The 24,875-nt window shown below is 40.4% G+C and carries 19 protein-coding genes and 3 riboswitches; of the genes, 10 read left to right on the plus strand and 9 right to left on the minus strand.

Going from position 1 to position 24,875, the window contains the following annotated elements; translation table 11 throughout:
- Positions 1-107: 107 nt before the first annotated feature.
- Positions 108-989 (minus strand): protease HtpX, encoded by an 882-nt coding sequence (gene htpX, locus V1502_RS20155; RefSeq protein ID WP_409252375.1) that lies wholly within the window; start codon positions 987-989, stop codon positions 108-110.
- A gap of 204 nt (positions 990-1,193) precedes the next feature.
- Here htpX and V1502_RS20160 point away from each other — a divergent pair, with 204 nt between their 5' ends.
- Positions 1,194-1,955 (plus strand): DUF1836 domain-containing protein, encoded by a 762-nt coding sequence (locus V1502_RS20160; protein WP_409252376.1) that lies wholly within the window; start codon positions 1,194-1,196, stop codon positions 1,953-1,955.
- A gap of 199 nt (positions 1,956-2,154) precedes the next feature.
- Here the strand turns inward: V1502_RS20160 and V1502_RS20165 are convergent, their stop codons facing one another.
- The 3 genes from V1502_RS20165 to V1502_RS20175 all read right to left on the minus strand — a co-directional run bounded on the left by V1502_RS20165 (position 2,155) and on the right by V1502_RS20175 (position 5,759).
- Positions 2,155-3,015, minus strand: a complete 861-nt coding sequence (locus V1502_RS20165; RefSeq protein ID WP_409254403.1) for a YitT family protein — start codon at positions 3,013-3,015, stop codon at positions 2,155-2,157.
- Positions 3,016-3,668: 653 nt separating this feature from the next.
- Entirely contained in the window at positions 3,669-4,541 is an 873-nt protein-coding gene (locus V1502_RS20170) for an amidase (RefSeq protein WP_409252377.1), read from the minus strand.
- Positions 4,542-4,585: 44 nt separating this feature from the next.
- Positions 4,586-4,674: riboswitch (cyclic di-GMP riboswitch) on the minus strand.
- Between the two features lie 308 nt (positions 4,675-4,982).
- A complete protein-coding gene (locus V1502_RS20175; protein ID WP_409252378.1) occupies positions 4,983-5,759 on the minus strand; it encodes a TerC family protein in 777 nt (258 codons plus the stop codon).
- A 465-nt stretch (positions 5,760-6,224) separates the two neighbouring features.
- Here V1502_RS20175 and V1502_RS20180 point away from each other — a divergent pair, with 465 nt between their 5' ends.
- The 3 genes from V1502_RS20180 to ahpF all read left to right on the plus strand — a co-directional run bounded on the left by V1502_RS20180 (position 6,225) and on the right by ahpF (position 8,789).
- Entirely contained in the window at positions 6,225-6,362 is a 138-nt protein-coding gene (locus tag V1502_RS20180) for a hypothetical protein (protein ID WP_409252379.1), read from the plus strand.
- Between the two features lie 320 nt (positions 6,363-6,682).
- Complete coding sequence (ahpC, locus tag V1502_RS20185) at positions 6,683-7,246, plus strand: alkyl hydroperoxide reductase subunit C (protein WP_409252380.1); 564 nt, start codon at positions 6,683-6,685, stop codon at positions 7,244-7,246.
- A gap of 13 nt (positions 7,247-7,259) precedes the next feature.
- On the plus strand, positions 7,260-8,789 hold the full coding sequence (gene ahpF, locus V1502_RS20190; protein ID WP_409252381.1) for an alkyl hydroperoxide reductase subunit F: 1,530 nt from the start codon (positions 7,260-7,262) through the stop codon (positions 8,787-8,789).
- A 189-nt stretch (positions 8,790-8,978) separates the two neighbouring features.
- Here ahpF and V1502_RS20195 read toward each other — a convergent pair whose 3' ends face one another.
- Complete coding sequence (locus V1502_RS20195) at positions 8,979-10,523, minus strand: malate:quinone oxidoreductase (protein WP_409252382.1); 1,545 nt, start codon at positions 10,521-10,523, stop codon at positions 8,979-8,981.
- Positions 10,524-11,004: 481 nt separating this feature from the next.
- A riboswitch (cyclic di-GMP riboswitch) is annotated at positions 11,005-11,091 on the plus strand.
- A gap of 86 nt (positions 11,092-11,177) precedes the next feature.
- On the opposite strand from V1502_RS20195, the gene V1502_RS20200 reads away from it, so the two are divergent.
- The 3 genes from V1502_RS20200 to V1502_RS20210 are packed head-to-tail and all read left to right on the plus strand — an operon-like array spanning position 11,178 to position 15,559.
- Entirely contained in the window at positions 11,178-12,803 is a 1,626-nt protein-coding gene (locus V1502_RS20200) for a S8 family peptidase (protein ID WP_409252383.1), read from the plus strand.
- A gap of 57 nt (positions 12,804-12,860) precedes the next feature.
- Entirely contained in the window at positions 12,861-14,096 is a 1,236-nt protein-coding gene (locus tag V1502_RS20205; RefSeq protein ID WP_409252384.1) for a GGDEF domain-containing protein, read from the plus strand.
- On the plus strand, positions 14,096-15,559 hold the full coding sequence (locus V1502_RS20210) for an HD-GYP domain-containing protein (protein ID WP_409252385.1): 1,464 nt from the start codon (positions 14,096-14,098) through the stop codon (positions 15,557-15,559). The genes V1502_RS20205 and V1502_RS20210 overlap by 1 nt, the downstream gene beginning before the upstream one ends.
- Positions 15,560-15,915: 356 nt before the next feature.
- Here the strand turns inward: V1502_RS20210 and V1502_RS20215 are convergent, their stop codons facing one another.
- Positions 15,916-16,611: a GGDEF domain-containing protein gene (locus V1502_RS20215; RefSeq protein WP_409252386.1), complete on the minus strand. Its 696-nt coding sequence runs from the start codon at positions 16,609-16,611 to the stop codon at positions 15,916-15,918.
- A gap of 542 nt (positions 16,612-17,153) precedes the next feature.
- Positions 17,154-17,243, plus strand: a riboswitch (cyclic di-GMP riboswitch).
- 272 nt (positions 17,244-17,515) lie between these two features.
- On the opposite strand from V1502_RS20215, the gene V1502_RS20220 reads away from it, so the two are divergent.
- On the plus strand, positions 17,516-17,677 hold the full coding sequence (locus V1502_RS20220) for an aspartyl-phosphate phosphatase Spo0E family protein (RefSeq protein ID WP_409252387.1): 162 nt from the start codon (positions 17,516-17,518) through the stop codon (positions 17,675-17,677).
- Between the two features lie 84 nt (positions 17,678-17,761).
- Here V1502_RS20220 and V1502_RS20225 read toward each other — a convergent pair whose 3' ends face one another.
- A complete protein-coding gene (locus tag V1502_RS20225) occupies positions 17,762-18,646 on the minus strand; it encodes an EamA family transporter (RefSeq protein WP_409252388.1) in 885 nt (294 codons plus the stop codon).
- 92 nt (positions 18,647-18,738) lie between these two features.
- Complete coding sequence (locus tag V1502_RS20230; protein ID WP_409252389.1) at positions 18,739-19,440, minus strand: AraC family transcriptional regulator; 702 nt, start codon at positions 19,438-19,440, stop codon at positions 18,739-18,741.
- A 794-nt stretch (positions 19,441-20,234) separates the two neighbouring features.
- On the opposite strand from V1502_RS20230, the gene V1502_RS20235 reads away from it, so the two are divergent.
- Together V1502_RS20235 and V1502_RS20240 are read left to right on the plus strand one after the other, a co-directional pair.
- Positions 20,235-20,630, plus strand: coding sequence for a hypothetical protein (locus V1502_RS20235; RefSeq protein WP_409252390.1), 396 nt, complete (start codon positions 20,235-20,237; stop codon positions 20,628-20,630).
- 24 nt (positions 20,631-20,654) lie between these two features.
- On the plus strand, positions 20,655-22,508 hold the full coding sequence (locus V1502_RS20240) for a diguanylate cyclase (protein ID WP_409252391.1): 1,854 nt from the start codon (positions 20,655-20,657) through the stop codon (positions 22,506-22,508).
- A gap of 97 nt (positions 22,509-22,605) precedes the next feature.
- On the opposite strand, the gene V1502_RS20245 is transcribed toward V1502_RS20240, so the two are convergent.
- A complete protein-coding gene (locus tag V1502_RS20245; protein WP_409252392.1) occupies positions 22,606-24,531 on the minus strand; it encodes a diguanylate cyclase in 1,926 nt (641 codons plus the stop codon).
- Positions 24,532-24,875: the final 344 nt, after the last annotated feature.

The following is a 24,875-nucleotide window of genomic DNA, read 5'->3' on the forward strand; positions in this document are numbered from 1 at the left end:
TTTCATATTAAGTAACAACAAATTTTTAGAGAAGAGCCACTAACAAAGAAGGACACTCCCTTTGCAGCAGGTGTGTCCTTCTTTTATCTTCTATTCAATTAAAAAAATCATCTGCCTTCCAGCCTGCTGATACGGTCATCCAAATCAGGGTGCGTGGAGAACAGAGGGGATTTCCTTCTGCCGCTGATCTTCAATGTGGCCACAGCTGTATCCTTTTCCTCAACGACACGGTTGGAGTACGCTTTCAACATGCGCAGGGCGTGCACCATTTTATCCTTCCCGGCCAAATCTGCTCCGCCTCTGTCAGCATGGTATTCCCTGTAACGTGAAAAGGCAAAGACAACCAGGCTTCCAAGGATGGAAAAAACAATCTGGAATACAATCACGGCTATGAAATGGACAATTGGCGCCATATCCTCTTTAACAAAGCGTGATGCAATCCAGGCTGCAATCCTTGCAAGGAAAACCACAAATGTATTGACGACACCTTGAAGCAAGGTCATCGTTACCATATCTCCATTCGCAATATGAGCAACTTCGTGGGCAATCACGCCTTCCACTGCATCGTCATCCATCTCTCGCAGCAGCCCTGTTGAAACAGCGACCAAAGAACGCTTCTTCGATGGACCTGTTGCAAACGCGTTTACTTCAGGTGAGTCATAGATACCGACTTCCGGCATATGCATAAGTCCAGCCGCTTTGGACAGACGGTGCACTTTTTCAACCACCTCTTGTTCCATGGCTGACATAGGCTTATCTGGATCCAATACACGGACATTCATCATTTTCTTGGCCATCCAGCGGGACATGGCCAATGAAATGAATGATCCGGAGAAACCAATGATGGCACTGAATACGAGCAAGGCTCCTAAATCAATATTGCCTTGCGGATTAATATAATTACCCGCTCCTGTTACAGAGAAGATAATACTTATCGTTAACAAGACGAGAATATTCGTCAAAAGAAAATAGAAAATTCGTTTACCCATTGTATCTCCCTCGCTTTTTTCAAGTTCAAATGAACCTGTATATGAACTTATTATACGATTTCCCTTCTTGAATATCAATCCTATTGTTCATGAACAAACATAATAATTTATCCACTCTGCTGCTGAAGGAATTGACTGGATCCTTATGAAGCATTACGATAAAGGAACATTGGAGAAAATTCGGAAGGGGCAGGAGTGGAGAACGTGGAAGCCTTCAAACTATCCAGAAAGAATATGGCCGATTTACTTTCTTCATTAAATCTCTCATCAGAAAATACACCATTGATGGTGCTGCAGGAAGCATGGTCCTCGGCCCATGTGGAAGAAATGAAGAATGGAAAAACGCTAAAAGCATTTATTTCAACTGAAATGCCGTCCATATTCGAAAAATTTTTCAAAACAGACAGCGGGGAAACTGGATTCTCCATTACCGAGATTGTTTCTCTGGGGAACCAAATCGAATTTGCCAATCTATCACCAAGCGCTGTCCAAAATTGGGTCAAACGGGATATAAAAGAGCTGATAGGCTCACCGCAGCTAGGGAGAAAGTATACAGTTGACCAGGCAGCAATCCTCTTTATTGTTGAGGACCTGAAAGCCGCTTTGGACTTTGAATCAATTCGAAAACTTCTTACATTGATCTTCAATAATCCGGAAGACCGGACCGATGATATGATTAACCCTGTGGAGCTATACTCTGCTTATGCATCGGTCTTTGATAAGGTACATCACTGTACAAAGCCTTCATTAAATAAAACTGCCTCCCTATCTATGAACAATGTCGTCGATGACATCATAAAGGAAGAGTGCCGAAACATGATGTCGTCCTTTAAAGGGCTAAGCAGGGACAACCAGGAGATCGTCTTGAATGTTTTGATAGCTTCTTCCCTGACCGTTCAGACCGGCTACTATCAATCGCTTGCCAGGAGATATGCAAGTGCAGCTTTGTTTTTGACTGGGTTGTAAAAAGGACGTTTTCGCTTGTTCAGATGTTGAACCAGCGAAAACGTCCTTTTTAGGCTCTTTATTGAAACCATAGATGTATAACAGGTGTAGAGAAAAGCTGCACCTTTACAGAAGTATTTGAATCATTATACTAAGTCATTTTAATACCTTAATACCCGTTTTCAAGCGGACAAACTGCGGGAGTTTTTCGTAAGCGCTTCTAGTGGATATCCCTCTTTTTAAACCTTCCGCCGCGGACCTCATTGATATCTGCGACTGCCAGGAAAGCTGTCGGATCGAGTTCTTCGACGATGGATTTTAATTTCGCTTCCTCAAGTCTTGTCACAATGCAGAAGATGACTTTTTTATCATCACCCGAATATCCGCCCTCACCTTTAAGGTAAGTGACACCGCGTCCCAAACGGGCAAGAATGGCTTCACCGATTTCCTGGTCCTTATCACTGATGATCCAGGCGGATTTGGATTCGTCAAAGCCGTCTATGACAATATCAATTGTTTTAAAGGCAATAACATAGGCAAGGACAGAATACATCGCCCTGTCCCAGCCGAGCACAAAACCACCCCAAGCAAAAATGAATACGTTAAACAGCATGATGAACTCTCCCACTGAAAAGGGGAATTTCTTATTTAATAGGATCGCAAGGATTTCACTTCCATCCAGGGCTCCCCCATAGCGAATGACAAGACCCACGCCTGCACCCAGCACGATCCCGCCGAATACGGTGGCGAGCAGCACATCCTGGGTGAAGGCTGCAACTGTATGCAGGTAGTTGGTGGCAAGGGAAAGCACGGCAATTCCGAAAACCGTCGAAAAAGCGAATGTCTTTCCTATCTGTTTATAGCCTAAAAAGAAGAACGGGATATTCAATATGAAGATAAAGACCCCCAGCTTGATGCCGGTAAGATTATATAGAATGATAGAAATCCCTACGATCCCGCCATCCATGATCATGTTCGGAACCAAAAATACCTCAATTCCCAAGGCCATCAAAATCGCGCCTAATAAAATGAAAAAGGTTCGTTTAATCACTTTTTTGGTGCTTAACTTCTGGTGCCGCAGTTCTTTTTGAATTTGCTGCTTTATGGCTTCATCGTTCAACTTTGTTCCCCTTCTCCCTTATGAATAATATATTTCCACAAACTTACGTTTACTTTACTAGGGCTGTTCTATTAATCATTAATTCCTATGTAGTGGAGATTTCTTTATGGTGTAGAATGATGAACTTTTCTGAAGAATAGAAGGCGTTTTTCATCCAATGCTTCCTGAGGTTATCAGTGCCAGCTTACCTTGAATGTCTACCTCAAGTGCCGCTTTATTGATATTTTTGTCTGCTTGCTGGAGGTAATCGACTGATTATATTCTTTTAGGTTTTTACAAGTAATCAATTCAGACAGCTCGCAGCGTCCTAAATAATCGACACACTCACCTGTCCATTTTTCAACGTAAAAAAGTATTAGAGGTGCGAGAGCCAGAAAATCTCTTATCGTTCCAATTGTTCTGACGTTCTTCACTTTGGCGTGACTAATTTCTTAGTAGTGAAACAACTCCATTAGTATCCTCCATAATATTACTTAATATATATTATAGAACCCTTTAGTTACATTACCAAATGATATGACTACCTTTGTACTTATAGAACGTATCCCCCTTGCGAGAGTTTTTACATACTAGACAGCGAAAGAGGCTGGGGGACCCAGCCTCTTTCGTTACTTTTATGGTTTTATTTTCATCCAGCTTCCAACATGATGAACCGCAATGCCGCCGAACCCCGCTGAACCTTCATAACGGGATTTCACTTGATCGAGCTGCTGATTCATGTAGTCTTCTCCTTCTTCAAAGAAAGAGATATTATCTCCTTCACTCGTCTGGTCGGTCTCCACTCCAATAACCAGTGACTTGGAGTACTTTCCAGCCCAGTTTACTTCGTTTTTCACCAATTCCGTTATTAATTCTGCCCTGTCCCTATAGGCCATGATGGTAACACCTTCTGTAGATCTGATGATCCACTCTGCCAGAAAGCCTTTTCCATAAATGTTGGTATAGCGGATTTCATCAAACCAGAAGGGTATATCTACTTCAAAAGGCAGATTCATTTTATGAGTACTGTTTTTAGCTCTGAGTAAGAGTGCTTGATAGGATTTTACAGTTGCTGCTTGTTTATTGCTCCAGTCGCTGTATAAATATGGCTCTACGTCCAAATGCACACCTGAAAATTTTTGGTGAGAAGATGAAATTTCTTGGTAGTGGGTAAGCCAGTCCATCAATTGATCCTGTTTAATATACCCTTTTGGCGCGACCCAGCCAGGCGCGCCATCCAGCGCATATATTTGCAATCCTTTGACATAGGCCTTTTCGATAAAACGTTGGTAAACCCCAAATGGAATATTCCTGTCAACCTGCAGGTACACCTTGTTCAACTGCTTGCTTTCCAAAAAAGCAATGGTGCCCTCTTCATCATTGACAATCATCCATGGATCCCAGAGCCAGGTTGCCCTGTCTTGAGTAATGGACGCATTCACTTTAGCACTCACCCCTCCTAACAGAGCAGCAAAAACCAACAGTAACGCTAATACTGACTTTTTCAAGAACTGTTCCTCCATTCTGTAAGCCGAGGCACACAGAAGAGGCACCTGGCAACCTGACAACCATGCGCTTTGTAAGCGGTTAGGCTCATAGCTTTGCGTCCTTTCCTTTCGGAGAAGTTTGCCTTTTTCAGATTATTTTGCTCTAATTATATCCATTTGATAATAGGGTGTCTATTTAAAGTAGCTCTTTTCAGAAACTTTGTTGCTATACACTATGAAATTCAAGAGAAATAGCCATATTTCATAGGAATCATTCTGGTAAACAAAAAAGAAAAGAGCAATTCACCCTGTTCAGTTAGAAAAGCCCTTGTACCCGAGGGAAAAATCCGGTCCTTTGGATTTTTCCATTAGCAACAATCTATACGAACACAGCGATTTAATTTTTTGTTTCACGTGAAACAAAAAAGGACCCTTGACTCAGGGTCCTTTTTCCGCTGAAAATTATCCATTACCTTCCTGTGAAGAGGTTTTCTTCCCAGGCGCAAACCAACCAAGCAGCGCTATCGCTACTAACACTCCGTAAAAAGTGATGGTCCACCCTGCACTATGAGGAAAATCGTGATCCAACACACCAATGTCATCATGAGCGAGGGTTATGATAGCAAGTTTGACACCTACCCACGCTACGATTGCATATGCTGTTGTTTCCAAAGCCGGTCGTTTTGAAAGTAACTGTACAAACCATGTGGCTGCATACTTAATCAAAATCAGTCCGGCAATACCTCCAAGGACGACGACAATAAATTTACCGGCATCCATGCCTCCGAAATCCCCCAGCCCTGAAGCAGGCAAGCCCAGAGCAAGAGCTACAGCCGCAAGGATTGAATCAATGGCAAATGCAAGGTCGGCTAATCCGATTTTACCAACGGTCGGCCAAAAACCTTTCCCTCTTGCTTCCTCTTCTATTTCTTCTTCATTAGCCTCATTCTCTTTTCCGAACTTGGCGGTAATCAGGTGTTTACCTCCCAGGTAAATCAGGTAAGCAGCTCCGATTGCCTGAACCTGCCATACGTTAGCGATGAATGAAATTGCGAAAAGTGCTCCAAACCGGAAGACAAATGCCATAATGATTCCGTAGCTAATAGCTTTTTTCTTTTGATCATCCGGTAAATGCTTTGCTATAACTGCAAGCACAAGTGCGTTGTCAGCTGAAAGTAACCCTTCCAAACCAATTAAAATTAATAAAGCCCATGCATATTCCAGCCAGATCGACTCCAAAATACCTCTCCTTTCTTTAATCCAAAGTATTTGCAGTAAAGGTCTGGCTAACAATGTATATTGCCAATAAAGCCGGAGGTGAACCTCGTGATGACGACTTTTATTGTACAGCTACTCCCCTTTACTTCTATATAATGCTAATAAATTTTTCAAAAGTCAAAAAGGAACTAATCATTCATGGGATTTTTCTTTACAGAAGCCTTATTCATTGCGCTTATCTTATCCTTTTGCTAGTGTAACTATTCCTTTTCTGCCCTGTTGTTAAACGCCGCGAGAGTTGAAGAGCGTTGGTCTTTTTTCATTCAGGCACGATTAAAAGCCCCTTTTTACCTTCTTTACACACATCAAACGTATCACCTTTCCGTATGATTGGGCTGGCATTTTAAAATCCTTCCCTTTTGTATACTCAATAGGATACAGGGAAAACTGAATCTAGCTTACCAGCTTGAATAAAGGAGGGGTTATATGAAGAAAGAAAAGGACCCGGACTGCAATGAACTGGATTATCTGAATCACTTCCTGATTGAACAAATCAACAGAATTTCAGTAGAGGATCAGGAAAAACAGATGAAGGCAGAATTAGATAATCATGAAACACAATGAGACCGAGAAAGCTTTGTCTGTTTACCATTGTTTAGTGAAACAATGGGTACTGTTAGATATGATTCTTTTTTATCATTTGAGACCTTCTCTTTTGAGAAAAATACCGTTTTCTGTTATTTTAGTGTTGTGAATAAAAATCTTTTCAATTTTTCAATAGTTTATTCACTTTTCAACTGCTATCAGCCATAAATCAATGACCTTGTCGGGTTGAACCTGAAATCAGGCTTCATTCTTGACAAACTAACACGTCTATATAATAATTTATATTTGATTAGAATTATTATAAAAAAATTGACTATATTCAAGGAGGAAGATTTACTATGTCTCTTATCGGTACTGAAGTAAAACCATTCACTGCACAAGCTTATAAAGATGGAGAGTTCATCGAAGTAACAGAAGAAAGCCTGAAAGGTCAATGGAGCATTTTCTGCTTCTATCCGGCAGATTTCACATTCGTTTGCCCGACTGAGCTTGAAGATCTTCAAAATAACTACGAGGAACTTAAATCATTAGGTGTAGAAGTATACTCTGTTTCTACTGATACACATTTCACACATAAAGGCTGGCATGACAGCTCAGAAACAATCGGTAAAATCAAGTATGCGATGATTGGGGACCCTTCTCAAAAAATCACTCGCAATTTCGAAGTACTGAACGAAGAAGAAGGTCTTGCTGACCGCGGAACGTTCATCATCGATCCAGATGGTGTTATCCAAACAGTTGAAATCAATGCTGGCGGTATCGGCCGTGATGCAGATATTCTTGTAAACAAAATCAAGGCTGCACAATATGTAAGAAAGAACCCAGGCGAAGTTTGCCCGGCTAAATGGCAAGAAGGTTCTGAAACACTTAAGCCAAGCCTTGACCTTGTAGGTAAAATCTAAGGAGTTGGATTAAATGTTACTGGATGCAGATATCAAAGCACAGTTAGGCCAATACCTTGAATTGCTGGAGGGCGACATCCTGCTTAAAGTGTGCGCCGGGTCTGATGAAACTTCCCGTGACATGCTGGAGTTGGTGGATGAACTGGCTACCATGTCATCTCACATTAAAGTGGAGCACGCGGAGTTAGAACGCACTCCAAGCTTTAGTGTAAACCGTATTGGGGAAGATACCGGTGTAACTTTTGCCGGCATCCCTCTTGGACATGAATTCACTTCATTGATCCTCGCCCTTCTGCAAGTGAGCGGAAGAGCTCCTAAAGTTGATGAGAGCGTCCTTGAGCAAATCAAAAATCTAAATGGCGAATACCATTTTGAATCTTACATCAGCCTTAGCTGCCATAACTGTCCTGATGTCGTACAGGCCCTTAACGTGATGAGCATTTTCAATGAAGGTATCACTCATACGATGATTGACGGAGCAGCTTTCAAGGATGAAGTAGAAAGCAAAGAAATCATGGCGGTACCGACCGTTTTCCTTAACGGCGAAGAATTCGGCAGCGGACGCATGTCACTTGAGGAGATCCTTGGCAAGCTGGGAGGCGGTCCTGATGCTTCCGAACTTTCCGGAAAAGATCCTTATGATGTCCTTGTAGTAGGCGGAGGTCCCGCCGGTGCAAGTGCCGCAATTTATACTGCTCGTAAAGGAATCCGGACAGGGATTGTCGCTGAGCGCTTTGGCGGACAAGTCATGGACACGTTAGGCATTGAGAACTTCATCAGTGTCAAACATACAGAAGGTCCTAAACTGGTTGCCAGCCTTGAAGAGCATGTTAAAGATTATGGCATTGATGTCATGAATCTTCAGCGTGCAAGCCGTCTTGAAAAGAAAGATATGATTGAGCTTGAACTGGAAAACGGGGCTGTCCTTAAGAGTAAGACCCTTATCCTTTCAACGGGTGCCCGCTGGCGCAAAGTCGGTGTACCTGGCGAAGATGAGTTCAAGAACAAAGGCGTCGCTTACTGCCCTCACTGTGATGGGCCGTTATTTGAAGGAAAACACGTAGCGGTCATCGGCGGCGGGAACTCTGGTGTCGAAGCTGCGATTGACCTGGCCGGAATCGTCAAGCACGTAACCGTGATTGAATACAATGATGGGCTGAAAGCGGATGCTGTCCTACAAGACCGCCTGTACAGCCTTCCGAATGTAACGGTTATTAAAAATGCTCAAACAAAAGAGATTACAGGTACTGATAAAGTAAATGGACTCACTTATATTGAGCGGGAAACAGACCAAGAACAGCACATCAACTTGGAAGGTGTCTTCGTCCAAATCGGCCTTGTTCCAAATACAGACTGGTTAGGCGATGCCCTTGACCGTAACCGCATGGGTGAGATTATTGTCGATAAGCATGGCGCTACAAGCATGCCTGGCGTATTCGCTGCAGGCGATTGTACAGACAGTGCTTACAAACAAATCATTATCTCCATGGGATCAGGTGCGACTGCCGCTCTTGGTGCGTTTGACTACTTAATCCGCAACTAATAAAAAAACCGTTTCTGGAATCCCAGAAACGGTTTTTTTGTCCATATAGAAAATATTTCTTTTCGATCTCCCATGATTCTTTCTGTCTTGCATTCCAACTTTGCATGAATCCCTTCTTTTATACAAAAAAGAACCTTCAACCTGCAAGCAGATTAAAGGTCCCCTATTATGTCCTACAATATCGAATTATTAACTCGTTACCTTTTCATTAATGGATTGTTTATCCAGAGACTCTACTAAAGAAACTCTGTTTTCATTCAGTTTAAGCGTTTCAGCTGTAGAAGTATGGATCTCCCGGAATAGCTCTGGGTTGTCCACCAGGGATATGCCGTAAGATGGCACCATCTCTTTAATTTTTGGTGTCCATTCGTCCATATGCTGCGGGAAGCATTTTTGCAGTACCTCTAACATAACATGAACTGCTGTCGACGCACCTGGAGAGGCGCCCAGTAAAGCAGCGATAGATCCATCTTCCGCACTTACCACTTCTGTACCAAACTGAAGGGTTCCCTTGCCGCCTGCCTCGGTATCTTTGATGACCTGTACGCGTTGACCTGCTACAACAATATCCCAATCCTCACTCTTTGCATCTGGAATGAACTCTCTTAATTCATCCATCCGCTTCTCATGTGATAAGGTCACCTGTTGAATCAAGTATTTTGTTAAGCCCATCTCTTTAGCACCTGCCGCCAGCATTGTAAGAACATTATTCGGCTTAACAGAGCTGATCAGATCCATATTTGAACCGGTTTTCAAAAACTTTGGAGAGAAACCGGCAAACGGGCCAAACAGCAGGGACTTCTTGTTATCGATATATCTTGTATCCAGATGGGGAACAGACATTGGAGGCGCCCCAACCTTGGCTTTTCCGTACACTTTCCCATGATGCAGGGCAGCAATTTCCGGTTTGTTACATACTAAAAATAGACCGCTGACCGGGAATCCTCCAATACCCTTTGACTCAGGTATCCCCGTTTTTTGAAGTAAATGCAGGCTTCCTCCGCCTCCGCCGATGAAGACGAATTTCGCTGAATGATATTCAATGCGGTTGCTTTCCATATCATGAACTTTCACTTCCCAAGAACCGTCACTCGTGCGCTTGAAACTCTCCACACTATGCTTGTAATTGACCTCTACATTCTGCTTCTTCAAGTGATTGAACAGCATACGGGTCAAAGCACCAAAGTTAACATCCGTCCCAGAGTCGATCTTGGTGGCCGCTATCGGTTCTTCCGATTTCCGTCCATTCATGATGAGCGGAATCCATTCCTTTAACTTTTCCGGATCCTCCGAAAACTCCATCCCTTCAAACAAAGGGTTATTTGAAAGCGCTTTAAAACGTTTCTTTAAAAAGTCGACATTACTTTCCCCTTGGACCATACTCATATGAGGAATTGGCATGATAAATTCCTGCGGGTTCTGAATCAGGCTGCTGTTAACAAGGTAAGACCAAAATTGTCTTGAAAGCTGGAACTGTTCATTGATCTTTACGGCTTTCGTAATATCAATCGATCCGTCATCTTTTTCTGATGTGTAGTTTAATTCACATAATGCAGCATGTCCCGTACCTGCATTATTCCATTCATTCGAACTTTCTTCACCTGCATTGGCAAGCTTCTCAAATACCTTGATTTCCCATTCCGGAGCTAATTCCTTCAGTAAGGATCCTAATGTTGCACTCATGACTCCGGCACCGATTAAAATAACATCTGTTTTCTTCTGTACGCTGCTCATGATTAATTCCTCATCCCCTATATTTGAAAAATGATCAAGACGCTCCTGCTTAGACCTTCCACTAACATAAGCGCCACAGTGTCACATACCTTTACTCTATCCCTAATCATTATATCTTATTCTATTATAATAATTTATTAAATTTTATAAAATACTATTATCTGATAATTATAAACTATTTTTGGCAGCTTGTAAAAAAATGATAGTCCGAGTGGAGATATTTTTGATGAGATCCTATTCTGGCAGTTTTGGCTCTGATTACTGGTATAAGATAGCCTCACTCATGGATAGTTTATCAAATCGACAGCTATCGATTTCATTCAAGTATTTCGACACATTTCAAAAAATAATTGTCGGAAAATAAAGAATACTTTTTGTTGTTGGCCCAAACTCCATGTGTTAATCTTTTTATGTACTAGTTCAAATTACTCAGCAACGACTTACATACAATAATCCTAATTTCATCTCCACCATTCTTTTTCACCGATAAAGGCTAAGCTAGAGAAATCTAGTGGCGCAAAGCTAAAGGGGCTAAATTGTTTAAACAATATGCCAGCCAGCTACCGAAATGATTAAGGGGACTTTTGGTTCAAAAGAACTAATGACCTAATCATTAGTTCTTTTTTTTATTTTGAAAATTAAGGAGGAACAAGGTTGAGAATTAAAAAGTGGGCAATGGTTGCACTCGTCATAGGGGTATGTATGTTTTTAGTTTCACCGGCACTTCATGCAAAAGATCAGGAAGTAGCAGTAATAAGTGGAAATAAAGAATTAGCAGCATCCAGTTATATCATTAAAGTGGCATCTATGAAGGAGTTCGATGCCGCCAGCCTCCAAGCTCTTGGCGGACAAGTTCTCGACGAATGGAATTTTATTAACACAATCAAAGTTCAACTACCATCCAGCAAGGTAAGCCAACTAGCTTCCTTCCCTGGCATTTTAGCTGTTACGCCTGAGGCAGGGGTTGTTTCAAACGCCAAAGGTGGCAATAAGGGCGGTAATAAAGGCGGCGACACGCCTCCACCTAGTAATAATGACCCTGGAACGACGAACCCCCCTGCTGACAACAGCAATGGTAATGCGGTTAATCATAGTTACACAAGTATGGATGATCAGTTAGCCAACACTTATAACTATGCAGTAAGAGCTGACAGAGTCTGGGCTAAGGGGATAACTGGAAAGGGAATAACTGTGGCAGTCCTTGACAGCGGTATCGATGGCGATGCAGGTTCGGACTTCGGTGACCGTTTAATTCGAACTGTGAAATTGAATTCCGACGCCAATTATGCAGCAGATAAATATGGACACGGAACCCATGTAGCCGGAATCATAGCTGGTGACGGCAAGAAAAGCGGCGGAAAATATATGGGAATTGCACCAGGTGCTAATTTGATCAGTGTGAAATATTCAAATGACGAAGGAAAAGCAACGGAAGGCGATTTCCTAAGTGCACTAGAATGGGTCTATGACAATCATGAAAAGTACAATATCCGTGTGGTCAATATTTCATCCGGAGTAAATGTAAAACAAAGCTACAAACAGAGCGCTGTGGCTGCAGCCGTAGAGTTATTGTGGCATAAAGGGATTGTAGTAGTAGTTTCTTCCGGTAATATCGGAGGGACCGACTGTTCAACATGTTATGCACCTGCAAATGATCCATATGTGATCACAGTAGGAGCAGTCGATGATAATAATACAAAAGATCTTACTGATGACTATATGAAGAGTTGGTCAAGTATCGGTAAAACGTTAGATGGACATAACAAGCCGGAAATTGTAGCACCGGGGTCTGAAATTGTCGCCTATATGCCTGGGGGTGCACTAAGGAAGAAATCCCCTGAAAATGTTGTAGATGAAGAATACTTTAAAATGGGCGGAACTTCCATGGCAACCCCTGTGGTGTCAGGAATCGTTGCCCTGATGCTGGAAAAACATCCTGAATGGACGCCTGATCAAGTTAAGTGGGTATTGCAGAATTCCACCCGCGAGTATGGTTTAGTGGACATGGATGCGAAGGACTCGAAAGACACAAAGAGTACTAAATCTATTAACCAGGAACACCATAACCCTGGGCTGGTTTCTGCTGATAAAGCCGTATTCTTTAATGAAGTCCCAGGACAAGCTAACCAAGGATTAGAGCCAAGTTCATTCCTTGTTGATCCTGCTACTGGTGAAGTTTTATATGACCATATGTCTTGGGCACATATGTCCTGGGCTCACATGTCTTGGGCTCATATGTCCTGGGCTCACATGTCCTGGGCTCACAGTTTTGACAAGTAAAGAAAAGGGCGCTTTTCTATAAAGCGCCTTTATTTCTCTGAAAAGGAGAATGAGAAAATGAATAAAAACTTAGGATTTACTTTATTTTTATGGATTAATCGAGTCGTCGCCCTCGGTTTTCTCGCTTATTCCTTTACTCACTTTCATGTAATACTAGAAAATTTCCAAACAGTAAGTTTTCTAGTCCTCTCAATTTTATTGGTCATTGCACGGCTTGGAGGGCTTTTTAAACTATTTGATTTGAAGGTTTCCATTGGCTGGGCAAATTCCATCGAGTTTTGCGCAGCGATCATTCTTCCCTTCCCTTATTTTTGCTTAATCATGTTTTTATCCTACCTCTCTATTGTATACAAACGATATAAAGCGAAGCATCCAGAGCCTTTCCTGGGACCCGATATTAATGCAACAAGTGTTGTGTTCGGTGCCTTTATCTCCGTACACCTTTATCGTTATTTAGAGTCATTTATTTCTACAACATTTTTTAGTGATACGATTGCCTTGATCCTTGCTGCACTTGTGTTCGGCGGCATTCAAGTCCTGTTGATCACCACTGTCATTTCTCTTCATGAAAAGAAATCGTGGAGAAAAGTCGGGACCTTATCTGCTGACAGCTTAATATCAGAAGGGGTAGTTGTCATGACCGGCGCTTTGATTGGAAAGATTTTTTTAATCGACCCGTCGTCTCTTCTTCTTATTGTCATCCCTTTACTGCTGATGCACAAATCACTTAAAAAAATCAGTGAGAACGCCTTGATCTATATCGATGAAAAAACAGGACTGCACAATTATCGCTATTTTGACGAAAACCTGAGCAAACAGTTTGAACAAGCCTATAAAAATGAGAAACAACTCACCCTTATTTTTGGGGATATGGACTATTTAAGGGATATAAATAACACTTATGGACATCCAGCCGGTGATGCAGCTATAGCTTCAATTGGGAAAATGTTCAAACAAGTGACGACTGCCAACATGGTTGCAGCCCGTTTCGGCGGCGAAGAATTTGTCATTATTGCTCCTGTAATGAACAAAAAAGAGGCCTATTCTTTCACAGAAAAGTTGAGAGAGAAGATTGCCTCCCAAACCGTTGAGCATAACGAAACCAGCTTTAACATTTCAATGAGTTTTGGGATTGCCACATTCCCTGAGGATGCTTCTTCTGTTGAAGAACTTGTCCAAAGGGCAGATGAAACCTTATACAAAGCAAAGAAGGCAGGCCGAAATAAAGTCATGGCGTACAATTCAGAAAGCAGTTTTATCTTGCTTGAATCCACATCCGGAGGTAATTATTGATGGCTATTAATACAAAAATCAACTTATATATTTTAGTACTTGCCATCTTTTCATTCACCTCAGGACTGTATTATTTTTCAATTGATGACCTGCAAATCTATTCCTTGCTCTTCTTTATGTTAATCGCATTGCTTTCAGAAAAGTATAAAATACCTGTTTTCATTCAAAACTCAAAAGATCATGTTCATATTACCTGGTCATCGGTTGTCAGCATTGCTGCTTTGTTAAGCTTGGGAGTCGTAGAAGCCATTATTATCAGTGCATTTTCAGGTTTCCTTACGTCCATCTATCCCAACCGGCTGCCTGCCATCAAGCTGGCGTACAATATTTTTTCAAATATCTCGACCGTATTACTAACAAAGTCCATTCTCGTGTTGATGTTCCTCTTGCCTCTCAATCAAAGTATGCAGCAACTATTTGTACCACTGCTGATTTCTATCATCTATATCATTTTTAATTATATGTTTGGAACCATGTTGATGAAGATGATAACCGGTAAGAAAGTTAGGGACATCTTAATCGACATGATCTTCCCCCACTTACCATATTCGTTAATGTTCGCCCTTATTGGTGCTCTTTATGGTATATGGTTTAAAACTTATGGACTCATCACCATTGTGCCTGTTCTTTTATTTATTATGTTGATAAGCTATGGCTTTAAAGCCTCTACTAATTCTGCGAACAGCCGTGTAAAAGAATTGGCAGATAGCAATACCCAAATTAATGATTTAGCCAAAAAGCTGGATTTGACGTTTGATGATTTTATTCAAACCTTATCAGCGACGATTGATGCACGAGACCCATTCACATATGGACATTCTCTGCAAGTTTCCAACTATGCCGTTGCGATTGCTTCCGAGATGGAACTAGATATCAATCAAATCGAGCGCATTCGATTGGCCGGCCTTTTGCATGACATTGGTAAAATCTCTATCCCTGAAACAATTCTATTCAAGAAAGGGAGACTTACACAGGTTGAATATGAAATCATGAAACAACATGTAGTTATCGGCGAAGAGATCGTAAGTAAGATCCATAGTTTGTCCGATGTAGCGGAAATGATCGGTTACCACCATGAAAGGATGGACGGCAGTGGATATCCACGCGGATTAAAAGGGCATGAAATCAGCATTGAGGGGCATATTTTAGGGGTAGCCGATACTCTTGATGCCATTTTATCAAGCCGTTCTTATAAAATGGAAAAATCGGTTGACGAAGCTATGGCAGAGTTTGCAAGATGCAGAGGCACCTTATTCAATGAATCGGTAGTGGATAGTTTATTTAGACTAAGAGAGAAACTGGGGGATAAAGTGTTCCAGAACTCAGCTAACTTAGTAGATGAAGAGAGTTCCAGTATTTTAAAGACAAATAAAAAAATCCATGAAATACTTTCTGAAAAAATTATTTTTACAAATAAGAACACCTATAGTCAAACGACTATTCCAAAGGCCGGGAATGAGTAGCCGCAACATTGGGTGAGTTTGTCTATTCGGTGGTGTCGTATAAGATGATTCTGTATCCAGAGTCATCTTTTTTTTATTTAAGCTTTGTTAGAGAATGATGTTGTTTTATGAATCGTGAAGTCTGCTTTCCGCTCCAAGTGCGCGACTCCGCGGGGAGCCCCGACAGGCAAATGTTCCGAAGAGAAAAAAGGCGACCTTCCCTTTTAATCTCTTCAGATTATTTAATCCCAAAATCCGGGTTACGTTCCAGGAGGTATGTAAACTCGGGTGCTGAAGCTAGACGTGGATAATAAAGCTAAAAGTTATCCCTAGAAGTGAATTTTTTTATTCCTAAACAATAAAAAAGAAACACGTTCCTATTGGGAGCATGTTCCTATACTCACTCTTTTATTATCAAGCTTACAAGTATACATTTTTCTATCTGCTATGATTAATAATTCCGTTTGTTCCTTTGAATCGTCCGGATAGACTGAGGTACCAATTGAAACTGAGATGTCCAAGTTCAGTTCCTGCGATAATTGGTGCAATGCTGTTTTTATGTTGTTGGAGACCCGATTAGTGGTTTCCAAATCAGCATCCGGTGAGACTATTAGAAACTCATCTCCGCCCCATCTTGCAACAATATCACTTTTTGTTTTGCTTTTCATAAGTATCCCTGAGATTTTTTGGAGAACTTCATCCCCTGTTTTATGACCATATGTATCATTGATTTCCTTAAAGTTATCACAATCAATAACGGAGATGGTGAGTTTTCTGCGGCTGGACTCTACTTTTGATAGAACCTTTGGAGTTGCCATCGTCACAAATCGACGGTTATAAAGTCCTGTTAGTGAATCTTTTTCAGAGAGAAATTTAGCTTTATCATATTGGTAGCCCAGCCACCAGAATAGTGGACTCAATAAAGGAATAAAGACTAAATCCCATTTATACTGCCCCTTTTCGAACATAAATATATAGGAAGCATCGTAATCTACCAAGAAATAAAAAGAATGCCAAGCCAATACTATCGTTATATAGATAATAATTACAGATACCCTGCCTAAGTAGCTCATAAGGTTAACTCCCATATATAGTTATGAAAGGCTGTATTCGTAAAGAATGTTTCTATCGAAAAAAACAATTGCTGGATTTTTCAATCGGGTGCAAAGGCTTATCTAACTGAACAAGTGAATTATCGCTATATCTCATGAATTTCTTTTTAAATAGCAACACAGTTTTAATAAAGAGCCTTACGAAAGTAGATACCTTAAATATAGCATAATAAACACCATTGGAATACAAACCACTTGGCCCAAACTGCATTTATCTCCACAGAAAGATTAGCTCACTATCAGCCTGCTAAACCAGTAACACAACTTAAAAACTAGTAAAAGCCAGCCGAATTGGTTACAATGCTGCGAAAAACAAAGAAGACTTCTACTCGATTGCTAAAAGCCCATTATGAGGTAATTATAATTGATGAAATTCGACAAAACTTCTATAAATCTATCAAATTTACCCTCTTTCAACGGGAGAAAGAAAGTCATATTATAAAAGTATATACTAGTACTTACAAACTATTGCATGTCTATTGCATAAGTATTTTATTAGCAAGAAATGATAAAGGCAAAGCTGTGGAAACACAGTGACGCAAAGCTTTAGGGGCTTCGTTAACTTCAGGTTAACATGCCAGCCAGCCGCCGAAGGATATGGTTATTTAAGCCTATACTCCTTTCGGGTGTATAGGCTTTTTTATCGGCTCTTTTCTAAAACTTTGTTGCTATTTTATAGTAAGTTCAAGAAATAGGGCCAGAATTCACAGAAATGATCTTGGTCAGCAAGAAAGAAAAGAGCTATTCACCCTTTTCAGAGAGAAAAGCCCCTGTACCCAAGGGGAAAAATTCGGTAATTTGGATTTTTCCGATCGCAACAATCTATACGAATACAGCGTTTTTATTACAGTCAGGAGGAATTGATATGAAAGAAAATAGTAGTAAACTACACCAAGAAATTGAATCAGTCAGAACAATGCTAATACAAAAAGTAAGTGAGACGAATGGGTTAAATCATTCACTGGTGATCAAATATAGCACACTTTTAGATGAGTTAATTATCAAAGCACAAAAAAATGCTTCTTAACTAAAGTTGCACGTTTTCCGCTTTTTTCCATTAAAAAAAGACTCAATAAACTCACCTGTATTTTAGCAGTTACTATTTTGACCATTAGACATTAGAGCCAGGATGCTCTTCATTCTTAGACGACCAAATTAATAGTCCGATTCCAAGCATTAAAAGGCCGATCCCCACCCAAGAAGAGCTGCTTAGATATTCGCCAACCAGGAAAACCCCTAACAAGGCGGCCGTCAACGGCTCTGCCAGTGCAAGTGTAACAGCAGTTGATGAAGGAACATGAAGGAGTCCTTTGACGAAAAGAAAATAAGCTATGCCGGTCGCCATAATCCCGAGGTGAAGGCTTACTCCCATCCCATTGAGGGTTGCTATCCAGTTCATATCAAACACGAACAAAAATGGCGATAGACAGATAGCGCTGAGAGTAAAGACAACCGCAGCCACCGATAATGATGAATGCCTTTCAACTAAATCTCTACTTACAATAGTGTAGCCGGCAAACGATAAACCTGCCCCAAGAGCCAGCAAGATTCCCACAGGGTCTGCTGTTACAGAATCTTTATTTAAAAACAATAGGAAACAGCCTGAAATGGACAGCAATGTGGAATACCACCAAACAGCAACCGGACGCTTTCTCAGAAAAATCCATTCCATGAAGCCGGATAATACAGGTGCACTTCCTATCGCTATTACTGTGCCGATTGCCACTCCTGTTAGAGAAACTGCAGAGAAGAAGAGAGGTTGATATAAAGCCATACTTAAAGAAGCCAAAATGGTGGATTTAACAGGCCAGTTTTCAAAACTGAAATTACCAGTTGTCAGCACGATTGCCACTAAAAAAAGGCCTCCTACAGCCAGCCGCGCTGCCCCAACCGCTACCGGATGGGCCGTCTCCGGTGCAAAAGCCTGGGCCGTTCCTGTGGTTCCCCAAAGCATCGCAGCGAGTACTATTAAGAAAGGAGAAAGTTTTGCCGTCAATTTGCTCACCTCATTAAAATAGATAAAAAGAAGATACAAACTTATCATAGGAAATTTCCGGGAAAGTCTCTATACCAAGTTTAATATCCTTTTTATCCATTTTTAAGAGCTCTATATTTTTGAGGCGACAAGCCCTCTAACCTTACAAACCACCTTGTAAAGGATGAGGAATTTTCAAAGCCCAATTCCTCACTAATCATGGATATGGTCCAACTCGTAGCCTTCAGTAAATATTCGGCCTCTTTCAAGCGGAGGTCTGAAATATATACCTTCGGGCTTTTACCGGTTCTCTGTTTAAACCATGCCGAGTAATACACTGGATGGTAATGCTCTATTTCTGCCAAGGTTTCCAGCCTGATCGACTCCTTATAATGCTTATGTATATAGTCAATGGAAGGAGGATTAGATACTCTCAATTTATGAGTCAAATATCTGGTCAAATCCTTCAAGGCAGATGCGTCCCCGCTACTCTTTGCTTCTTCCATCAGCAAGAGCCGAATGGAAGTCCACTGATCATCCAGGCGCCTATACATACAGCTTGTGCCTTCAGGAAGATAAGCAGTTGGAATATCTAAGATTAGAAATTCATTCCTGTCAACGGAACGGTAAAGATGATTTGCATTTGGGGGAAGATAAAAACAGTGCTCCGGGTTGAGATTTAGCTTTTGCTCCTTCGTTAGAATATCCAGAGATCCTTGCAAGGGGAAGAGAAACTGGCCGAAAGCATGGCTGTGAGATTTATATTCCCTCGAATACGTCCTTTTTTCACACGTTAGTTGACTTATACTCTCCACTTTTTCTCCCCTCCTTATTTTTCCTTTTAGATCTATTATAATCATTAAAAGTATGGTTATAAAGATGAATAATGAGTGATTCTTTTCGGCCGCTTACTTAGTTATCTTTCTTTTCTTTAACTCTTAAAAGCTAGACTAAGTTTTAGAGACACTAAAGCTGTTCAAACCGAAGAAAAGTGCTTATAGAGCATTTCAGAAACAGAAAAGCCAGCCAAACCAGAGCTAACGTGCATCTAAAGATAGAATCACAAAAGCGGAATAATATATCCAAAACTACTAATATATAGGAAATAAAATGTGGTAAGATATTTAAGATAAGATTTACTTTTGCAGCTTTTTAATGTAGCCACGCGGTACTGTTCCTTTTTATAAGGCTCATTTCTAGAATTTTGTTGCTATTTACTAATAAATTCAAGAGATATGGCCATAATTCTCAGAAATTAACTTGGTCAACAAGAAAGAAAAGAGTTATTCACCCTTTTCAGAGAGAAAAGCCCTTGTACCCAAGGGAAAAATCCGGCCCTTTGGATTTTTCCGATAGCAACATCTATATGAAAACAACTTTTTATAAATGGCTTTGTTAGTTGATGGTGTTGTGATTTGAGCTTACTAGACGATAGAGTATATAGCTCTTCATGTTCGGTTGATGCGTATGGCGCGCGGACTCCTGTGGGCCCAGCTGTGAATTCGCACCTCTGCAGCAGAACTTATTATAAATATATTTTATAAATCAACACGACTCTTTTAACTCAGCCTTATAAATAAAATCTTTTTAAAAGAAAAAGGTGGAAATGATGAAGAAATTAGGAATCTCAATTATTAGTAGTATGATGATGCTGACAGCCTGTGGAACCTCTTCAAATAATGCATTTGAAGTAATTGAAAAGAGTGCCAGTGTAAAAGAGGAGAAAAAACCGACCCTGCATGTGGAAACCAAAGAAGAAGGTGACAAGGTTTTATTGATAGTTGAAACAGACCTTGTCATTTCCAAAGAAAATTACGGAAAAGAAAAGGTCAGCGGACAGGGACATATACATGTGTATGTGAATAATGGAGAGAAACAAGGTGTTACAGAGTTTCCTTATGAGTTAAAAGACTTAGATGAGGGATTGAACCAAGTCAAAGTTTCCTTACATAATAACGACCATACCCCTTATGGAGTTTCCAGAAAACTAGAAATTCACTATTAAATAGTATAGGCAGGATCATTCTTGATGAAAAAATTCAGCTTACAATCCAAAATCATACTGCTTTTCTCTACTGTTATCATTTCCACTATGTCCATTGCTATCATCTTTAATTCATACACATTCAATGATGCGGTGAAAAAAACGTATGTCAGTCAATTGAAAGGGATTACAACTACTATAAATGGCGGTTACGAGGAATCCCGTTCTATAGAAAATGTCCAGACGATTTTTGATTATATAAAACACCGTGAGAAAAATGTACTGAAGTTAAGCCTGCATGTTATGAAAGAAAACCGCCATACTATCATGGCTTCTACTGATCGAAGCTCCATAGGGATGAATTCTCCAGAGGCTCTTTCCTTGGCTTTTGAGTCTGGAGAGACGCTTATTGCCCACTCGGAGGTGCAGGATACTCATCTTGTAAGGATGGTAGCTCCTCTATTAGAGGATGGGATGACGGTTGGGGCTATTGAGATTTACTTGGACGATTCTAAAGAAATAGCCCTGATTCAAAACAGAATTATGCTGATCACGATTGTTGGTCTTATAATCAGCCTGGTTCTTATTATCTTGCTATCTGTCATTATCCGGCGGTTACTGGTTTTGCCATTAATGACTTTACGGGAAGCTGCAGTATCCATTCAGCACGGCAAAGAATATGAAGATGTAAAATTGAATGCCAGCCAGGAAATCAATGAAGTGGCAGCAGCATTTAATGAGATGGTTTACAACCTGGAAGATCGATACCAAAAGAGTGTAACTGATTCACTTACAGGCATTTATAACAGTGCCTATTTTAAACAGAAATTGTCTGAAGTGATGAAGGATGCTGCACACTATAATCAATCCATGGCCCTGCTTTTCTGTGACATTGATAATTTCAAAAAATTAAATGATCATGAAGGTCACCTTTATGGAGATGAAGTTTTAAAACAAATATCCAAGGTCATCCTCAATCATGTCCGAACACATGATATTGTCTGCAGGTATGGCGGCGAAGAATTTGTCATTATTATGCCCAATACAGATGCAGCAACAGCTAAGTCCATAGCCGAAGAAGTGCGCCACATGGTTGCCATTAACGGACATCAAAGTATTTTGACCCCCATCACGATAAGTATTGGGATTGCTGTCTTTCCTCAGGATGCTGATGAGGAAAACATTGTCCATATTGCTGATCAGGCAATGTATACCGCAAAGAGCCTCGGGAAAAATCGGGTTGTAGCTGCACAAGATTTACCTTCACATAAAAAACAAGATTATCAGAGAAAAATCGATGACCAAAAGTGGATCCTTGACACCATTATCTCTCTAACAAAAGCAGTAGAGTTAAAAGATTCCTATACTCACAGTCATTCAGAAATGGTCTCAAAATATGCAGGTACCGTAGCAAGCAGCATGGGATTAACTGATGAAGAAGTTAAAAAAATCTCCATTGCAGGGCTGCTGCATGATGTAGGAAAAATAGGAGTCCCTGACCATATCCTGAATAAAGAAGGGCGTTTAACAGAAGAGGAATATGAAATAATGAAGACACACCCTGTGTTAGGATACAATATTCTTGCCTGTGTCGATGAATTAGAAGATACTCTGCCTTATGTACTTTATCACCACGAGAGACCTGATGGAAAGGGTTACCCACAAGGGTTAAGATCTGATGAAATACCGTTAGGAGCAAGAATTATTGGCGTGGTAGACGCTTTCCACTCGATGACTTCTGAAAGGCCATATCGCAAAAATCCCTTATCTCTAGAGTTAGCTCTTGAGCAATTAAGAAAAGGCCAAGGAACACAATTTGACCATGAGGTCGTCGATCATTTCATTCAGATTATTGGAGAAATGAAAATTATTCAAAATAAAAACCCAAGAATGCAGTAGTACCATCATTCTTGGGTTTTATTTTTACCGATTCGGGCTAAAACACCACTATTGGGAAAGTCCCTGTTGATTTATTTTCAACGAAGCACATAGAGGGTCAAAATATAATGTCGCCATTGTTATTCTTTTTCCACTCTTCTACCATACTAACGAACACATCTACAACAATAGGATCAAACTGAGTACCTGAGTGTTCCTTTAATTCTTTTATTGCTTGCTCCAATGTTAAAGGAGTTTGTCTATAAGGTCGGGAAGAAGTCATAGCATGAAACGCATCGGCTACGGCTACAATTCGAGCCCCCAATGGTATTTGCTCTCCTTTTAGGCCATCAGGATACCCCTTACCGTCATATCGCTCTTGATGGAATTCTACATATTCAAGAATATCTTTTATTGATGAAATATGTTCCAAAATATTTTTTCCAAGTGTAGGATGTTGTTTAATAATTTCGAATTCCTCGTCTGTTAGTTTTGCTGGTTTATTCAGGATACTATCCGGAACACCAATTTTTCCAACATCATGAAGCAGCCCGGCAATGGTAATGCGTTTAATCTCTAATTCAGTCAAACCCAATCCAGCAGCGATAGATCCACTATATCGACTTACTGTTTCCGAGTGTTTCTGAGTATATGAATCTTTCGCATCCATGGCTTCTGCAAAGGCAAAAATCATCTCTTTCACATCTTGACTATCAAATGATTCTTCTGGCCTATTCTGCTCCTTACTATCTTTCTCGCTTATTCCTAATGATGAGAGGGTCACTCTATTGCGGCCTTGAGCTTTTGAAACATACATTGCAGTATCTGCACTATATATTAAACCTTTCTTATCTTTTCCGTTCTGAGGATAGGTGGACACTCCTATACTCACTGTGACTGGGAGTAATCCTTTAGCTACTGGATAAGATGCAATGGAGGACCTTATACGTTCAGCAACCTTCAAGGCTGTTTCCGGTTTACAGTCAGGAATCAAGACCACAAACTCCTCTCCACCGTATCTAGCGACTAAATCTTGGTCTCTTAGCTGCTCCTTTATTAGTTTTCCAATGGACTCTAAAATTCTGTCCCCTTCTAGATGGCCCAATTGATCATTTACTCGTTTAAAATGGTCTACATCTATAAATAGGAGCGCAAACTCATTCTCATTATTACTACGTTTTATTTCCTGATCTATTTGCGTATTAAAATAGAACTGATTATATAGCCCGGTAATAGGATCGGTAATGCTGCTTACATGCCTGCTCTCGAGCATGTCCGCCATCCTGTTGAATTCTTGGCCTAATTTCTCAATTTCGTCCTTTGCTTTTACATTCACAGAAATTCTATGTGAATAATTACTGTTAAATATATAGTTAAATGCTGAGGATAGTCTCTTGATTCGTGTAAAGACCATATTGTTAAAAAGCAAGTAAATAAATACAGCTATAAAAATAAAACAGATAACAGTAACTGATAGCAAATGAATTATTGTTTGTTTTAATAATTCATCCCTTTTTTGGGAGTAAAAATAGACACCTATAGTGGCATATGGTTTATCCGAACCTTCAATATAGACTGGAGCTAATATTTCCACCTGCTGTTTTTCAGCCTTTTCTATAAATAAAGGCTTATTAGTAACCAGGGGTTCAATATCATGAGGATCGGCTTCCTTACCTTTCTTGGCTGGATCCGTAGTTGCCGTCCGTATGTATTTTCCGTCCACCGGACTATAAAGAGTCACTTTAGCTATATCTTTATTATTTTCTAACAGCCTATAAAATGTTTTCTCAATTTGAGAGGGGGAACTGTCAATGGTTTCTTTGGTTCCAATGGAAGCATTGACGCTGGCTACTATGGATTTCGCCTCGTTCTCAAAAGATGTATGAACCGTTTGCTTTATGGTTTGTAAAACAAGTAACCCCAGTGTTAATAAGCATAAGAATAAAATCCCAAGCACCCCTACAGTTAACCTTAACTTGAGGCTCCCATTCTTGTTGTTAGGCAGTGATTTAGCGGTTAACTCCTTTGAAATATTACTTTCCATTTTGCCATGAATCCCCCTTATTATTCTTAAGTTGCCAGCACAAAAAACTGTTTTATAGTTATGACCCCTCTGCCTTCTTCGGCACTGTATTCAGGTAGTACATCCTTACATGCACAAACTGCTAAAAGTATATCTATACTTAATTTAGTTCTATAATCACCTAATTTCAATTGTTTTTTAAATTCCTCTAATAGAAAAACGTGTTTAACGTTTAAGGTAATTAGGTAGTTTCTAAATTTTTTTTAGATGATAAGGTTTTGGGGATAGGACCAAATTTCAGAAGGAAGGACCGGAGCTTGTGATGAGGCGTTGTGACTTTTTTAATTCATCAATTTTTTTACTAC

It is taken from the genome of Rossellomorea sedimentorum (assembly GCF_046237645.1).
In the GTDB taxonomy this organism is placed as follows: Bacteria; Bacillota; Bacilli; order Bacillales; family Bacillaceae_B; genus Rossellomorea; species Rossellomorea sedimentorum.

What these genes read in the sequence shown, in the direction of transcription:
- htpX (WP_409252375.1), bottom strand. Translation starts at nt 989, where the DNA reads ATGGGTAAACGAATTTTCTATTTTCTTTTGACGAATATTCTCGTCTTG.
- V1502_RS20205 (WP_409252384.1), top strand. Translation starts at nt 12,861, where the DNA reads ATGAATAAAAACTTAGGATTTACTTTATTTTTATGGATTAATCGAGTC.
- V1502_RS20235 (WP_409252390.1), top strand. Translation starts at nt 20,235, where the DNA reads ATGAAGAAATTAGGAATCTCAATTATTAGTAGTATGATGATGCTGACA.
- ahpF (WP_409252381.1), top strand. Translation starts at nt 7,260, where the DNA reads ATGTTACTGGATGCAGATATCAAAGCACAGTTAGGCCAATACCTTGAA.
- ahpC (WP_409252380.1), top strand. Translation starts at nt 6,683, where the DNA reads ATGTCTCTTATCGGTACTGAAGTAAAACCATTCACTGCACAAGCTTAT.
- V1502_RS20180 (WP_409252379.1), top strand. Translation starts at nt 6,225, where the DNA reads ATGAAGAAAGAAAAGGACCCGGACTGCAATGAACTGGATTATCTGAAT.
- V1502_RS20195 (WP_409252382.1), bottom strand. Translation starts at nt 10,523, where the DNA reads ATGAGCAGCGTACAGAAGAAAACAGATGTTATTTTAATCGGTGCCGGA.
- V1502_RS20245 (WP_409252392.1), bottom strand. Translation starts at nt 24,531, where the DNA reads ATGGAAAGTAATATTTCAAAGGAGTTAACCGCTAAATCACTGCCTAAC.
- V1502_RS20220 (WP_409252387.1), top strand. Translation starts at nt 17,516, where the DNA reads ATGAAAGAAAATAGTAGTAAACTACACCAAGAAATTGAATCAGTCAGA.
- V1502_RS20215 (WP_409252386.1), bottom strand. Translation starts at nt 16,611, where the DNA reads ATGAGCTACTTAGGCAGGGTATCTGTAATTATTATCTATATAACGATA.
- V1502_RS20240 (WP_409252391.1), top strand. Translation starts at nt 20,655, where the DNA reads ATGAAAAAATTCAGCTTACAATCCAAAATCATACTGCTTTTCTCTACT.
- V1502_RS20210 (WP_409252385.1), top strand. Translation starts at nt 14,096, where the DNA reads ATGGCTATTAATACAAAAATCAACTTATATATTTTAGTACTTGCCATC.